Here is a 16,119-nt window from a genome sequence, read left to right as displayed (position 1 = left end):
AAGTGATAACTTATGGATACATCAGGATCAAATCCTCCTGTGATCTCTGCATTTTTAACCGTTAAATCCATTAAAGTAAAACCATCATCTAAACCATCCAAATCACAAACTAATAAATCTGTAGGAGTAACAGTTGTTGGACTTATATTAACTATAAGATTAAATGTCGTAGTAGTAGAACATCCTGTAACATCATTTGTAACAGTAGCAGTAATCGTTTCTAATTCTGGAATTGAGTTGGCTAATGGATTTGGAAGCGGACTTGCTAGCGGATTACCAAATCCATCTAGATAGGTTACAGAAACTCCTGTCTGTCCTCCTATTATATCTGCTTCAACAGTAGATGTGTCAAAAATATCTAATCCGTCATCATCACATCCACCTAAGTTCATTAAATCTGCTATTGTATTTGCAGTTGGATTTGGATTTACAATTAAGTCAAACGTATTTGTAGACTGACATCCTGTAAGGTTATTTGTAAGAGTTGCAGTAATTGTCTCTGTAAAAAGGACTGTATTTGATAATGGGTTTGGTAATGGACTAGATAAAGTTACATTATTACCATCTATATATGTAATTGTAATATCTGTTTGCCCTCCAAGTAACGCTGCTTCTATTCCAGAGGTATCAAAAGATTCAGAAATACCGTCATTAGGATTTGTCCCATCATCACAAGCTTCTAGGGCAGTTATCACATTTACTATAGGTAATGGGTCTACTATAATCATAAAGCTAGTTGTAGAAAAACAATCTGTAAATAAATCATTTTCTACGCGAACAAAAATTTCTTCTTGATTAGCCAGTCCATTCGTATATGTAGCTGGGTTTGGTATTGCTCCTATATTAGCATCAGCATCGGCCATTGATGTATGGAATGTCAAAATAAATTGAACAGGGTCTTGTCCATTAAGTATTGTTGCGATAGTGGTAGTCAAGTCAAATTGGACAAAACCGTTTGTAGGATCACCGTCTAAATCATTATCACACATACTAATATCTCCAGGAGTTATCGCTTCTGGTGTATCAAATACAGTAAGATCAAACTGTGTAAAACCTGCACAATCTGTTTGTCCATTATTTTCAACTCTAACAAAAATAGTTACATTCATCGTATTGAATGCATCTGTTCCTGTAAGTGCTCCGGTATTAGCCATTGCCTCTGCATCAGACAAATGAAATGTCGTTGTGAAATTCATAGGATCTAATCCATTTAGGATTGCAGGAATTAAACTATCTAAGTTAAATATTTCAGAACCATCTCCGTTTACCTCATCACAAGCACTTTGATCACCAGGAGATACGGGAACAGGTATTTCAAAAAAGGATACTATTACATCATCAGTTACAACACAAGTAGGATCTACAGCATCAGTAACCTCAACTGTATATGTATTACTACCAGGAGTAGTTACTGTATATGTAGGGTTTGTTTCGCCAGCTTCTGGCACTCCATTGAGAAGCCATTGATATGTTGCTGGAGCACCTACATCTCCATCTAGAATTACCGTAGTGCCATCACAAACATCTTGATCAGGTCCTAAATCTGGCGCAAAAGGTGCGCTTTGTGTAACTTCTACTTCATCTGTAAGCACAACTACATCCCCATTACAATTGGTATATGTAACTTGAGCTGTATAAGTTCCAAATGGAACATCTATAGAAGCCGTATTTCCTATAACAGTATTTGTATCATCTAACCACTCAAAAACATACGTTTCTACTCCGATAGGTGCAAATTGCCATGCTTCATTATTTGTTGTCCAAGGAGAATCTGAAGTATTACGTCCAGGTGGAACAAATGCAGTATCACCTGCATCATTTTGAATTCCTACAGCAGTAGCTCCCCCATTCCAAGTATCACAAGACGGTTTATCTTGCATATATATTTCTATCACATTAGAAAATTCATAAAACACAGCCATATGTGTTGCCTGTAAATTATTACAACTAAAGTAAGACACATTAAAAAAGGAAACTACTAGTACTCTATTTGGGAAAGTTCCTAATACCTCATAGCCAATTTCTTCAGCATTTCCTACTGAAGGATCTATATCATGCACAGGAGTAAACACATTTGCTTCTCCTAATGTAGGATTTGTATTATTTGGTAAATCTTCAGTAAATGCCCAAGCATTCCCAGTATCACCTGGATCTACATCAAAGCGAATTACTCCATTAGATCCTACTTGAAACTCTGTTTCTATATTTCCAAAAAAACAAAAATCAAAAGGTAAATTATCTACTGAAGACCATGCATCATCAATATTGGGATTTAATTGATTTGCTAAGCCATCAAAAGCAAATGGAGGGTTATAAGGTATAGAAGTAACCGTATAATTCTCACTTAACGTTTCAAATGTTTCTAAAAAATCTGCTGTTATTGTTGCGGTATTACCTGCTCCGCAATCAATATTCTGATCTGCTCCAGCATCGACAAATAATGAACCTGGTCCTTGTCCGTACAAACTTGTAAAACCGAGAATAAAACAACTTAAAATAAGGCCTTTGCGTAGGATTTTCATCATAAATAGGTTTGTGTGGGCGAAAAATAGGCATTTTTTGTCAAAATTCTGTTAAAATTTCACCGCTTTGTATTCCCAAACGTATAAAAATCGAAATTGGTATATCGAAGACCTATTACTTCATATACATACATAACATATCTATAAGAGCGCTTGATATAATTCTATGCAGTCTAATGCTGGCTTAACATCATGAACTCTTAAAATAGTAGCCCCATTTTGTAACGCAATCATATTCAATGCTATAGTCCCGTTAAGAGATTGTAAAGGATCGCTGTTTAATGTTTTATAAATCATAGATTTACGAGATAATCCAGCCAGTACCGGAACTTCTATAGTACTTAAAAGTTTCATTTCTTTTAAGAGTTCAAAATTTTGATCAATCGTTTTTGCAAAACCAAAGCCAGGGTCTATAATCAAGTCATTAATTTTGTGAGATTTTGCCAGTGAGATTCGTTCACTAAAATAATGGCGTATTTCTTTTACAAGATCATCATATTGCGTTAGGTTTTTCATAGTCTGCGGAGTACCTCTCATATGCATAAGGATATACGGAACTTGTAACTCTCCCACGGTTCTCATCATATCATCATCCAGCATACCAGCACTTATATCATTAATCATACAAGCTCCAGCCTTTATGGCACTTTTTGCTACTTGCGACCTAAATGTGTCTACAGAAATTAAAACATCAGGAAATTGTTTTATAATTTCTTTAATCACTGGAATTAACCTTTTTTCTTCCTCGTCTATAGAAATAGCTGTAGCTCCAGGTCTGGAACTATACGCACCTACATCTATAAAGGTAGCACCTTCTCCCAACATCACCCCTACCTGACTTACTGCATCTTGAATATCTTTATACTTACCACCATCATAAAAAGAATCTGGTGTAAGATTAAGGATTCCCATGATTTTTGGGCTAGATATATCGATAAGGTTTCCTTTACAATTTATAGTCATTACAACACAGGTTTACAATAGGTTTTTGGAGTATTATCTTCATTTAATTTTACAGAATAAATAGTCACTTCCTATATAATTAAGAGGTATAAAAACACTTGTTTTATAACAAACTTACAACCCCATTTTTTATATTACGAATTTTAAGCGAAATTTACGGAAATTCTATATCCACATATGAGTAACACCTCAACACAATACGACACCGTAATTACCCAATGTAGAGACCTCTTTACAAAGAAGATGAAAGATTATGGAAGTGCTTGGCGTATTTTACGACTACCCTCTCTCACAGATCAGATTTTTATCAAAGCTCAACGTATACGCGGTTTACAACAAAACGACGTACAGAAGGTTGATGAAGGGCAAGTATCAGAGTTTATAGGAATCATTAATTATTGTGTCATGGCACTTATACAGTTAGATCTAGGTATTGTAGAGCAACCCGATCTTAATCTAAATGATGCTATAAATGCATATGATGATAAGGTTTCTGTTACAAAATCTCTTATGGAAGACAAAAACCATGATTATGGAGAGGCATGGAGAGATATGAGGGTAAGTTCCCTTACAGATCTTATCTTACAAAAATTATTACGTGTTAAACAAATAGAAGATAATCAAGGTAAAACGTTAGTTTCAGAAGGAATAGATGCAAATTATCAAGACATGATTAATTATGCTGTTTTTGCACTTATTCATTTGGAAGGATAAATTTTATATATAAATCAAATATGCATAGTCCGCTTTCGCGAAAGCAATAAAAACAAACATAAAGAATGAAAATATTCGTACATATAGCTCGTTTTCTTGTTGGAGCACTTTTTATTTTTAGTGGATTTATTAAACTGAATGATCCTTTAGGTTTTTCATACAAACTTCAAGAATATTTTAGCCCAGAGGTTTTAGGTTTGGAATTCTTATCGCCTTTTGCCCTTCTTATTTCTATTGTTCTAGTTATTGTAGAAGTCATATTAGGGATTATGTTACTTTTAGGATACTATAAAAAAACAACCTTATGGCTATTATTAGCAATGATTTTGTTTTTCACATTCCTGACTTTCTATTCTGCGTATTTTAATAAGGTAACAGACTGTGGCTGTTTTGGAGATGCCATCCCGTTAGTTCCCTGGGAATCATTCATTAAAGACCTCATCCTGTTAGTACTTATTCTTTTTTTAATTATATTTCAAAAACACATTCAACCACTTTTTGGAAATAAAATATTACAAACAAGTATTGTCTTTTTATCATTTATTGGGTGTATGTGCTTTGCATATTATGTTCTTATGCATTTACCTTGGTTAGATTTTAGAGCATATAAAGAAGGTTCAAATATTACAGAAAATATGAGTATTCCCGAAGGTGCCCCAGAAGCTATTTTTGAGTATAACTGGAAGTTTAACGTAAATGGAGAAGAAAAAATAATTACTACTTCTGGAGGATATCCACAGGTAGAAGGAACATTTATAGATTACGAAATCAAAGAAATACAGGAAGGTTATATTCCTCCAGTACATGATTTTACTATTGAAAGAGGAGACGAAGACTACACCACTACATTCTTAGAAAAGGAAAACCTCATTGTTATTGTTGCTTATAATATAGATAAGACAGAAAGAGAAGGGTATTATAGTATAAAAAAGGCTACAGAAGAAGCTATACGCAAAGGATATAAAGTTATAGGTCTTACGTCTTCAAGTTCTAAAGTACATGAAGCTTTTGTAAGAGATTATAAACTTCCTTTTCGTTTTTATTACACAGACGAAACTACATTAAAAACAATTGTACGTGCAAGTCCAGGTATTGTAAGTATGAATAAAGGAACGATCCTTCAAAAACTACATTATAATGATGCTCAAGATCTCACACTTGTTGATTTACCTACAGCGCAACCTCATTTAGATTTTCAGTTAAAATTTAAACTAGATAGTATTGCCCTCCTAGATCAAAAGTACCGGAAACTTATGCATGTTCCAGAAGGACCTGAACGTAAAGCGCTAGGTGAAGAGATGGGGTTAGGTCCAGAAGATTATACAGGAAATTTGTGGCAACGTCAAATTGCTCTAGATACTAGTAATTTAAAAGAAGTAGAAAGGATTCTTCTATCAAGAGGATATCCTGGTAAAACGATGGTAGGTACACCTACTAATACGGCTGCTTGGTATGTGATACAACATTCAAATAAAATTTCTAAATATCTTGACCTTATAAAAAAGGCAGGAAAAGAAGAGGAATTACCGTATAGACTTGTTGCTATGATGGAAGACAGGTATCTTATGGGAGAAGGGAAACCCCAAGTTTATGGCACACAAGGAATGACATATAATGACACACCTTCCTTTATTTGGCCTATAGAAGATCCTGAAAATGTTAATCTACGTAGGAAAGAAGCTGGTTTTGATAGTACAATAGAAGCCTATTCAAAAGACCTTTTTGGAGAAGATTTTCAATACACTCCTATTACCTTAGAGGAAGCCGAGGTAAGAAAACTAGCGTCTATTAAAGAAGAGTAATGATTATTTATATTTTAAAGAAATTAAGCTATGCTATTTTTACACTTATTGGTGTAGTTACTGTTATCTTTCTTTTATTTAATGTATTACCAGGAGATCCAGCTCGTATGATGCTTGATCAAAATGAAGATCCAGAACAACTTGCTATTGTAAGGGCAAAATATGGTTTTGATCAACCTATATATAAGCAATACCTATATTACATTAATGATTTATCTCCTATATCTTTTCACGCAAGTGAAACAAAAAGTTACACAAATTTAACTTCGGGAAAATATAATGCTACTCCTCTATTTACAATAGCTGGAACGACAACCGTTATAAAATTACCCTATCTAAGGGAGAGTTTTCAAAAAACTGGAAAACGAGTTACTGAAGTTATAGGAGAAACACTCCCTAATACTTTTGTTCTTGCCGTTAGTGCTATTACAATTGCAATAATCATAGGAATATTACTAGGGATTATTTCTGCGCAAATGAGAGATACTTGGGTAGATAAAACGATTCAAATTCTAAGTACATTAGGAATGAGTGTTCCTAGTTTTTTTAGTGCCATTTTATTTGCTTGGTTATTTGGGTTTATACTTCATAAATACACAAATCTTAATATGACAGGGAGTCTGTATGAGATGGATGATTTTGGAGAACATATCACAGTACAATGGAAAAATTTAATTTTACCTGCTTTTGTTTTAGGTATACGACCACTTGCAGTTGTCATACAGCTTATGCGTAACTCGTTATTAGAAGTATATAATCAAGAATATATTCGCACGGCAAAAGCAAAAGGGTTAAGTAGTTTTCAAATCATACGGAAGCACGCTTTAAAAAATGCTCTTAACCCTGTAGTCACAGCTGTATCTGGATGGTTTGCTTCTATGCTAGCTGGAGCTGTATTTGTAGAATACATATTTGGATGGAATGGTTTAGGAAAAGAAATTGTAGATGCTCTTAACACCTTAGATTTACCTATCATTATGGGAGCGGTTCTTGTGATAGCCACCTTATTTGTCCTTATTAACATCTTTGTTGACCTTATTTATGGGTGGTTAGACCCTAAAATACGCTTATCATAAATTTTTATTTTTGATACTATTGTATTTTCTTCAATAGAATAAATAAAAGCACCTATTTTTTCACATATCAATAATAGCAACTTGACCTTATTAAAGCATTCATAATTATCTCCTTATTATATTATTTTATAGGAAGGTTATCATTCTTATTGATATTTTTGTGAATCAATAAAAAACATACCATACATGTCTAGAAAACATATTGTCGCTGGAAATTGGAAAATGAATAATACACAAGCAGAAACTACTGCTTTAATTTCTGATTTAACACAGAAAGAAAAAACGAGCAATGCCGAGGTTATCATTGCTCCTACTTCTATAAACTTATATACAGCTGTATCTCAACTAGAAGGAAGTTCTATTCAGGTGGCAGCTCAAAACATGCATCAAGCAGAAAATGGCGCATATACAGGAGAAATATCTGCTAGTATGCTTAAGGATGTAGGTATACAAACTGTTATTTTAGGACATAGCGAACGTAGAGCTTACTTTTATGAAAATGATACTTTACTAGCACAAAAGGTAAACACTGCCTTGTCACATGGGCTTCGCATTATTTTTTGTTTTGGAGAAGAACTGGATGATCGTAAAAATGGAAAACATTTTGATATTGTTGAGAGCCAACTTAAAAATGCTATTTTTCACCTTACCTCAGATCAATGGTCACAGATCATTCTTGCTTATGAACCAGTATGGGCTATAGGAACTGGAGAAACAGCATCTCCAGAACAAGCTCAAGAAATGCACGCTTTTATACGCAAGACAGTAAGTGAGTCTTATGATGTAACTACGGCAAATAACGTATCCATTTTATACGGAGGCTCAGTAAAGCCAGCAAATGCAAAAGAGATTTTTTCAAAACCAGATGTAGATGGAGGCCTTATAGGTGGTGCTGCTCTCAAAGCAGATGATTTCTTTGCTATTGTAAATGCGTTTTAATTATAAAACTAAATGACGTCCCTTTTTAGTAAACGTACACTTTCATAGTATTTTTTATACCTTAGTTGTATAACAACATACTATGAAAGTTTCTTATATATTCCTTTTCTTCCTTGCAATAACAACTATCTCTTGCCAAGCTCAACAAGGTATTTCAGTTACAAATCCTGATGGTTCAGTCACGCTTCTTAAAAACCAAGATAATGCTACAAATATCTTTGTGACTGCAAATGGTAACATGGGCATTGGCAAAAAAAATCCAAAGGATAAACTTGAAGTTAATGGACAAATACATGCTAAATCAGTAAAAGTTGATCTTAAAGAATGGGCAGATTATGTTTTTGAAGATGGATATGATTTAGTACGCTTACGCGAAATAGAAAACTACATAAACACCCACGGTCATTTACCTGAGGTTCCTTCTACCGCTGAAGTCCAAGACAATGGAATTGATCTTGGACAAATGAATGTGCTATTACTCAAAAAAATAGAGGAACTCACACTACATCTTATAGAAAAAGAACATCAGGTTCAAGAATTACAGCATCAACTAGATGCTTTACAATCTCAAATCACAGAGATTAAAGAATCTTTAAAAGAATAATATGTTAAAGAAATTTCTTCTCTTTATCTTTTTATGTAGTATAGGAACATCCTTTTCTTGGAGTCAAGAGGATCGTTTTTATATCCGAACGATAGATGAGCAAATTGAGATTCCTGTAACCACAAAAGATTCTATAGTTACGTATATCGGGACACATCAAAAATTGAAAGAACTTTTTGACACCTATCGCGTACAGGTTTTTAGAAAAGGGTTTAAATATGCAGAACGAGATAAATTAAAACGCACTTATTTTGCCATTGCAGAAAGTCCAAATTTCCAAAAAGCACTACTTGAAGAGATTCCTGAAGTATTTGAATTTGGCGAAAGCCTAGAACCAGAAACTCTCAAAATATATGAGCCCAATGATTATGGAATAACTAGCACTATAGGAAAAAACACGGGATTACAAGTAAACCTAGACTATCTCGATTTTTTAGGTGTCCCTCAAGCTTGGTACTATACAACGGGTAGTCCAGATATCATTATGGGAATTTCTGATGGATCTGTAGATCCAGAAAATCCAGACTTTAAGGGTAGAGTTACAGTTGTTAAAGAAAGTTCATATTCAAGAGGACATGGAATAAGTGTCGCGACAACTGCTGCTGCTAGCGGGAATAATGGATATGGCGTTGTAGGTGTTTGTTCTGATTGTAGTATTTATACAACGACTTATGGAGATTTTAAGTTCTTAAATCAACTACTAGAACTATCAAGAGCTGGCGCAAAAGTCATTAATTGTAGTTGGGGAGGTACTAGATATCATGAAACAGCACAGGAAGCTATTAATGAAATGAGAGATAACGGAACCGTTATCGTAGCAGTATCACATAACCCATCTTTCCGAGTAACTAAAGGTAAAATACCTAGATATCCGGCTGCTTATGAGCATGTCATTTCTGTAGGAAGTATACAACATCGATTTGATGACCCCTCTGAATCACTACGTATAAACAAAAAAGGAGATCCTTATGCCGTAGGTTTAAAATATTATGTAGGTCGTGCTGTAGGATTTAAAGGCAATGATTTAAATAATGAACGTTTTATATATAGAGCTTCCACTAATAATCTAGATCCATATGTAGATATCCTCGCACCTGGTAACTTTATTTTTAGATATGGAAAATATATAGAAACAGAAGAGATTTTATATAATCAAACAGAAAAGACATCTCCCGCTGCACCATTAGTCTCGGGAACTATAGGACTTATGTTTTCTGTAAATCCTTGTTTATCTGTAGATGAAGTAAATAGTATTATTAAACTAAGTGCTACAAATATAGATTTTGTAAAAGCAAATGCCCAATTCAAAGGTATGTATGGGGCCGGAAGCTTGCATACGGGAAGAGCTGTAAAAATGAGTTATGATATGTTACAGCCAGACACCTATACTATGATTGAGAATCAACATTTTAGTCGTTGGAATTTCAAATTAGACGCTCCCTATAAATTAAAAATTAGAAACCAACGATTTACAGATAGTGTACATGTAAATTTTACTGCAAAAAATGAAATTCTAATTGAAAACGAAACTGTACTTTTGCCAAGCGAAAATGGAGAAATCATATTAACAATTCATCCTAACGCATCCTATAACTGCAAAGAAAACAAAGAATGACACCTATATATTTAGGATATACATTTACAGTACATCCAATTGCCCCCGCTACAGAAATTTTAATAGCCGAGTTAGGCTATGCTGGTTTTGAAAGCTTTACAGAAACCGATACGGGTGTAATAGCATACATCCAGAAAGAAGAGGCTTTTCCTAATATGAAAACCATAGATTTTAAAACCCTTCTTAGAAATATTCAAATATTAAACTCTGATGAGTTTACTATTACATATACTGCTGAAGAGATTGAACAAGTAAATTGGAATAAAGAATGGGAAAAAAACTTTGATCCTATCGAAGTAGATGGACGTTGTGCAGTAAGAGCTCCATTCCATTCTAAAACAGATGTTGAGTTTGATATTATTATTGAACCAAAAATGTCATTTGGAACTGGTCATCATGAGACCACGCATATGATGATTAAACATCTCCTTAAACTTGACGTGACTAATAAAAAAACATTAGATATGGGTTGTGGTACTGGTGTACTTGCAATACTTGCTGAAATGCGAGGAGCACACCCTATCGATGCGATTGATATAGATAATTGGTGTTATCTCAATTCTATTGAAAATGTAGAGCGCAATAAATGTACTCACATTTCTGTTTATGAAGGCGACGTATCGTTACTTACTAATAAAACATATGATGTCATCATTGCAAATATTAACAGAAATATACTTTTACAAGACATCTCTACATATGCCAAATGCCTTTCACCAGAAGGAATTTTATTATTAAGTGGATTTTATACAGAAGATATTTCCTTAATTACCGAAAAATGTAACGAAAACAACTTATATTTTGTGGGAAATTATGAGCGTAATAACTGGGTAGCTTGTAAATTTGAAAAAAGAGAAGCATAACTCTAAAAAAACAAACACATTATTTTGTGAATTTCTATTAAAAACTCACGACTATGAGTACAAAAGAAAAATATCAAGAAGACGTAGATGTCCTCACAGAAGAACAAAAAAAACACGAGATTATTCTATACAATGATGATGTAAATTCATTTGATCATGTCATTAATTGTTTGATTGGAGCTTGTGACCATACAGAAGAGCAAGCACATCAGTGTTCTCTTATTGTTCATTACAAAGGAAAATGCACTGTAAAAACTGGTGATTATGACGATCTAAAACCACGTTGTTCAAAACTTTTACAAGCTGGATTGAGTGCTGAGATTATATAATCAGTAAGCTTTCTATAAATACATAGACATAACTCTCAATTTTAATCTAAAAACTATTGTGCCCCCGTAGCGCTTTTGTTACTTTTGCACAGCGTAAATAAAGCACCATATAAAAAGGTATTATGAATCTACACGAGTATCAAGGAAAAGAAATGTTAGCTAGTTTTGGCGTACGTATACAAAGAGGTATCGTAGCTACTACTCCTGCAGAAGCAGTTGCTGCTGCAAAAAAACTTACTGAAGAAACTGGAACAGGTTGGCACGTTATAAAAGCACAGGTTCACGCAGGTGGTCGTGGTAAAGGTGGCGGTGTAAAACTTGCAAAAAATCTTGAGCAAGTAGAAGAAATTGCTGGTCAAATCATCGGGATGAATCTTGTTACTCCTCAAACTAGTGCAGAAGGTAAAAAAGTACACCAAGTACTTGTTGCAGAAGATGTATACTATCCTGGAGATAACGAGCCTGAAGAGTATTACATGTCTGTATTGCTCAATAGAGCTAATGGTCGTAATATGATTATGTACTCTACAGAAGGAGGTATGGATATAGAAACTGTGGCAGAAGAAACACCACATCTTATCTTTACAGAAGAAATAGACCCATCTACTGGTTTATTACCATTCCAAGCACGTAAAATTGCTTTCAATCTTGGATTATCTGGTACGGCTTTTAAAGAAATGACAAAATTTGTTGGTTCACTTTACAAAGCATACGTACAAACAGATAGTTCTTTATTTGAGATCAATCCCGTTCTTAAAACGAGTGATGATAAAATCATGGCAGTAGACTCAAAAGTAACTTTAGATGAAAATGCACTTTTCCGTCATAAAGATCTTGCTGAACTACGCGATGAACGTGAGGAGAATGCTGTAGAAGTAGAAGCAAAAGCTGTAGGGCTTAACTATGTAGACTTAGATGGTAATGTAGGATGTATGGTAAATGGAGCTGGGCTTGCTATGGCAACGATGGATCTTATAAAACAAGCTGGTGGTGAACCTGCAAACTTCCTTGACGTAGGAGGTACTGCAGATGCTGAGCGTGTTGAAATCGCATTTGACCTTATTCTTAAAGATCCTAATGTAAAAGCGATACTTGTAAATATCTTTGGAGGTATTGTACGTTGTGATCGTGTTGCACAAGGTATTGTAGATGCTTATAAAAATATGGGAAATATAGAAGTTCCTATTATTGTTCGTCTTCAAGGAACAAATGCCGATATAGCAAAAGAACTGATAGACAATAGTGGTCTTGATGTACAAAGTGCAGTCGAATTCCAAGAAGCTGCAGATAAAGTTCAGGCTGTTTTAGCATAGTCGCTCTTAAATAATAATAATAAAAGCTCTTTTAGCAAGATATGCTAAAAGAGCTTTTCCTTTTTACTACACCTTAGTAATGAGGTATTTACCAATACATGAACTCTTTTGTGGTGCCTCTTTTTACGCTTTCGCGAAAGCGTTCCCTTAAAATCATAACACTGTTAACCACTGTTAACAATCGTTAAACAATGGTTAAACTACACTCAAGAATGTAACGAAAGATAGAAAGCGATCGTCTATTGGGTATATCAATCTTTTAATCTTAAAAACGAACATTATGAAAAATCTAAAAATGTATGTTGTTGCTGTTTTATTAGCAGTAGGAACCACAGTATTTGCAAACGACACAAATCCTGTAAACACAACACCAGAAAATGTTGCTACTCAAATCGCCGAACTTCTTAAAAATCCAGAAATGGCCGTTGAAAAGGATATTATGGCAAAAGTGACCTTTATGGTAAATAACAACAAAGAACTTGTCGTTATTAATGTAGATACTCAAAATGAAAGTGTAGATGCTTTTATCAAGAGTAGACTTAACTACAAGAAATTAAATACTGTACCTACTGGGAAAGAATGGGTAGTACCTGTACGTATTGTTCCTGAAGCTTAATCACCTTTAAAGGACAAGTTATAAACCGAGTCATATTTTATGACTCGGTTTTTTTATGGTAAAAATCTATAATTATAACATACATTTTTGAGTTAGCCTATTGCCTGTTTAATTTTGCTTCCTATCTTTAGTCCTGTTATGAAACATCTATTTAGAACATACTTTTTTCTGGCTTTCTTCTGTATTATCTTACATACTGCTCAAGCTCAAAATCATTTTTCGCAACTTTCTAATGAAGCGGAAATAAGCCTTATTACGATAGGTCCTGGTCCAGAATTATATGATTCTTTCGGTCATACCGCCATAAGAGTAAAAGACCTTAGACGTGATATAGATTGGGTATTTAACTACGGACGTTTTAATTTTAACACACCCAATTTCTATATTAAATTTGCAAGAGGTAAACTATTATATACATTGTGGGTTAATCACTTTGATGAGTTTATAGAAGATTACAAACAACAACGACGTTGGGTAAAAGAGCAAACACTTGCATTAAACACTAAAGAAAAGCAATTATTTTTTGATTTCTTGAAGAACAATGCAAAAGATGAAAACAGAGAATACCTTTATGATTTCTTTTTTGACAATTGTGCCACAAGGCCTGTAAATGCTATTGCTGGCATTATGGGGAAAGAATTAATTTTTGATTATAATGATTTTCCAGATGGACGTACACATAGAGAACTTATAAGAGAAAATGTACCTTGGAATTCTTGGGGAGCTTTAGGGATGGATGTAGCAATAGGGTCTGTTACAGATAGACTCGCTACAAAAGAGGAATATCTATTCCTACCAAATTATACAATGCAAGTGTTTGAAAATGCTACTATTTCTAAAGATGGTATAGGCAAGTCTTTCATTTCTAAAACTAAAATGATTTTTGTTCCTGATACAGAAAATATATATAAAGAACGCTTTATTACAAGTCCAATTCTTATTATTGGACTTCTCTCTCTTCTTTTAATGTACAAGACATATAAAGATTACAAAAACAAAAAAGGAATTAATTATATAGATACAGTTATTCTTGCCGTTACTGGAGTCATAGGTATACTACTTGCTTTACTATGGTTTGCTACCGAACATGGCTCTACAAAATGGAATTATAACTTATTATGGGCGTTTCCATTTCATGTATTTGCAGCCTTTATAATTACAAAGGTAAATCCTCCTAGATGGATTTACCCATATATAAAACTTACTATTATCTTATTAGTATTATTATGTTTCCATTGGATTGTTGGGGTACAATCATATTCATACAGTCTTATCCCATTATTTATTGCTTTAGGGTTACGTTATCTATATATAGTAACCTCTTTAAGAAAAATTAGAGATACTGAGTAAATAAGATTATTGCCCTCTATAAAATATTACAGTACTTATTGTTTTAAGAACGATACTTAAGTCCATAAATAAATTACGCCGCTTTATATAATATAAGTCATACTGTAATTTTTCTAAAGCATCATCTGTAGAGTTACCATATCCTCCCATTACTTGAGCCCAGCCAGTTAATCCAGGTTTTACAACATGTCTTGTTTCATAAAAAGGAATTTGTTCGGACAATTCTATAACAAAAACAGGGCGTTCTGGTCGAGGTCCTATAACACTCATTTCTCCAAACAAGACATTAAAAAATTGAGGGATTTCATCTAAACGAGAACGTCTCAAAAACCTACCGAAGCGAGTAATACGTACATCATTTTTTTGAGCCCACACAGCACCATCTTTTTCTGCATCAGTGACCATTGTGCGTAGTTTAATAATCTTAAATGCAAAGCCATTACGACCTATACGATTCTGAGTATAGAAAACTGGACCTCTATTTCCTATTAAATTACCTATTAGAATAAAAGGAAAAATTAATAGGAAGAAACTAATTCCAAGTAGTGCCATAATGATATCAAACAATCTATGAAAAAGCTTATAGAACTTATTTTGGTTACTCCTACTAAATGGAAAATATCGATAAAAATCTTTATCTACATATTGCACAGGAATGCGTTGTGTAATTTCTTCATATACCTGCATATATTCTCTAATAGGAAATCCAGATTCTAATAGATTAATAAGTTGTAAATACAATGGCTTTGAAACACCGTCACTATAATCACTAGCAACAACAATCTCAGAAATTCCATTACTAGAAACCGTATGTGTTAAATCTTTTGTAGGGTATTCTTGTACAAGTTCTGGCACATCATACACTTTTCTTGAACTATCTGTATTAATAAATCCTACAATTTTATAATTAGGGTCTGCACCTTCTAGATTATCAACTATTTGTTTTATATCAAATGAATCACCTACAACAAGTACTCTTTTATAAAAACGAGGAGAAGAAATTAATGTAATGTAAAGCCATCTCCAAATAAGAATTCCAAAAGCCATTGCTAAGAAAAAATAAATAATTTGCAATCTATTCTCTGGAAGTTCTGGAGTATAAAAAGGAGTTAAAATATAGAATAAAGCAGTAACAGATACTGTAAGTATGGTATTTTTAAGTATTGTTTGAAATTTTGAAGCTTGTTGTAAATTATAGAGTTCAAATACCGTTCCGAAAACGCTTAGATAACCAGCAAGAACAATTGTCCACACCCAGTTTTCTTGACTAATTTTAAAATAATCAAAATCAAAAAAGTTACCCACTAGTTGTAAGCAAGCGAGTACAAAGACAATATCCAGTATACGTAAAAGGATTTTGCGTTCAGAAATTTCAAAATGAATATCTGGTAATAATGCCATATAGGGTTAGTT

13 protein-coding genes and 1 pseudogene are annotated in these 16,119 nt (G+C 33.6%); 11 read left to right on the top strand and 3 right to left on the bottom strand.

What is annotated here, in order from left to right; genetic code table 11:
* Both ABJD27_RS02160 and folP read right to left on the bottom strand, forming a co-directional pair.
* Nucleotides 1-2,525: pseudogene (locus ABJD27_RS02160) on the bottom strand (hypothetical protein); the annotation flags it as partial.
* A 138-nt stretch (nucleotides 2,526-2,663) separates the two neighbouring features.
* On the bottom strand, nucleotides 2,664-3,485 hold the full coding sequence (folP, locus tag ABJD27_RS02155; RefSeq protein ID WP_348166239.1) for a dihydropteroate synthase: 822 nt from the start codon (nucleotides 3,483-3,485) through the stop codon (nucleotides 2,664-2,666).
* 177 nt (nucleotides 3,486-3,662) lie between these two features.
* On the opposite strand from folP, the gene ABJD27_RS02150 reads away from it, so the two are divergent.
* The 11 genes from ABJD27_RS02150 (at nucleotide 3,663) to ABJD27_RS02100 (ending at nucleotide 14,706) form a co-directional block, all read left to right on the top strand.
* Nucleotides 3,663-4,199 carry a DUF1599 domain-containing protein gene (locus ABJD27_RS02150; protein ID WP_348166236.1) on the top strand — a complete coding sequence of 179 codons (537 nt, stop codon included), beginning with the start codon at nucleotides 3,663-3,665 and terminating at the stop codon, nucleotides 4,197-4,199.
* A 65-nt stretch (nucleotides 4,200-4,264) separates the two neighbouring features.
* Nucleotides 4,265-6,001 carry a BT_3928 family protein gene (locus ABJD27_RS02145; protein ID WP_348166233.1) on the top strand — a complete coding sequence of 579 codons (1,737 nt, stop codon included), beginning with the start codon at nucleotides 4,265-4,267 and terminating at the stop codon, nucleotides 5,999-6,001.
* Nucleotides 6,001-7,077 (top strand): ABC transporter permease, encoded by a 1,077-nt coding sequence (locus tag ABJD27_RS02140; RefSeq protein ID WP_348166230.1) that lies wholly within the window; start codon nucleotides 6,001-6,003, stop codon nucleotides 7,075-7,077. The genes ABJD27_RS02145 and ABJD27_RS02140 overlap by 1 nt, the downstream gene beginning before the upstream one ends.
* A 186-nt stretch (nucleotides 7,078-7,263) precedes the next feature.
* Nucleotides 7,264-8,016, top strand: coding sequence for a triose-phosphate isomerase (gene tpiA / locus ABJD27_RS02135; RefSeq protein ID WP_348166227.1), 753 nt, complete (start codon nucleotides 7,264-7,266; stop codon nucleotides 8,014-8,016).
* Nucleotides 8,017-8,098: 82 nt separating this feature from the next.
* Nucleotides 8,099-8,620 carry a hypothetical protein gene (locus ABJD27_RS02130; RefSeq protein ID WP_348166224.1) on the top strand — a complete coding sequence of 174 codons (522 nt, stop codon included), beginning with the start codon at nucleotides 8,099-8,101 and terminating at the stop codon, nucleotides 8,618-8,620.
* A 1-nt stretch (nucleotide 8,621) separates the two neighbouring features.
* A complete protein-coding gene (locus tag ABJD27_RS02125; protein ID WP_348166221.1) occupies nucleotides 8,622-10,235 on the top strand; it encodes a S8 family serine peptidase in 1,614 nt (537 codons plus the stop codon).
* Nucleotides 10,232-11,098, top strand: a complete 867-nt coding sequence (gene prmA, locus ABJD27_RS02120; protein ID WP_348166218.1) for a 50S ribosomal protein L11 methyltransferase — start codon at nucleotides 10,232-10,234, stop codon at nucleotides 11,096-11,098. Before ABJD27_RS02125 ends, prmA begins: the two co-directional genes overlap by 4 nt.
* A 53-nt stretch (nucleotides 11,099-11,151) precedes the next feature.
* The gene (locus tag ABJD27_RS02115) at nucleotides 11,152-11,427 is read left to right on the top strand and encodes an ATP-dependent Clp protease adaptor ClpS (RefSeq protein ID WP_348166215.1); all 276 of its coding nucleotides are present in this window, start codon (nucleotides 11,152-11,154) and stop codon (nucleotides 11,425-11,427) included.
* 122 nt (nucleotides 11,428-11,549) lie between these two features.
* Complete coding sequence (sucC, locus tag ABJD27_RS02110; RefSeq protein ID WP_348166212.1) at nucleotides 11,550-12,740, top strand: ADP-forming succinate--CoA ligase subunit beta; 1,191 nt, start codon at nucleotides 11,550-11,552, stop codon at nucleotides 12,738-12,740.
* Between the two features lie 280 nt (nucleotides 12,741-13,020).
* Nucleotides 13,021-13,356, top strand: coding sequence for a hypothetical protein (locus ABJD27_RS02105; protein ID WP_348166209.1), 336 nt, complete (start codon nucleotides 13,021-13,023; stop codon nucleotides 13,354-13,356).
* A gap of 138 nt (nucleotides 13,357-13,494) precedes the next feature.
* On the top strand, nucleotides 13,495-14,706 hold the full coding sequence (locus ABJD27_RS02100) for a DUF4105 domain-containing protein (protein WP_348166206.1): 1,212 nt from the start codon (nucleotides 13,495-13,497) through the stop codon (nucleotides 14,704-14,706).
* Between the two features lie 6 nt (nucleotides 14,707-14,712).
* Here ABJD27_RS02100 and ABJD27_RS02095 read toward each other — a convergent pair whose 3' ends face one another.
* The gene (locus tag ABJD27_RS02095; RefSeq protein WP_348166203.1) at nucleotides 14,713-16,107 is read right to left on the bottom strand and encodes a sugar transferase; all 1,395 of its coding nucleotides are present in this window, start codon (nucleotides 16,105-16,107) and stop codon (nucleotides 14,713-14,715) included.
* Nucleotides 16,108-16,119 lie beyond the last annotated feature (12 nt).

The sequence above is a fragment of the Dokdonia sp. genome, assembly GCF_039945015.1.
GTDB lineage: Bacteria > Bacteroidota > Bacteroidia > Flavobacteriales > Flavobacteriaceae > Dokdonia.
This window is presented reverse-complemented; position numbering and strand designations above follow the sequence as displayed.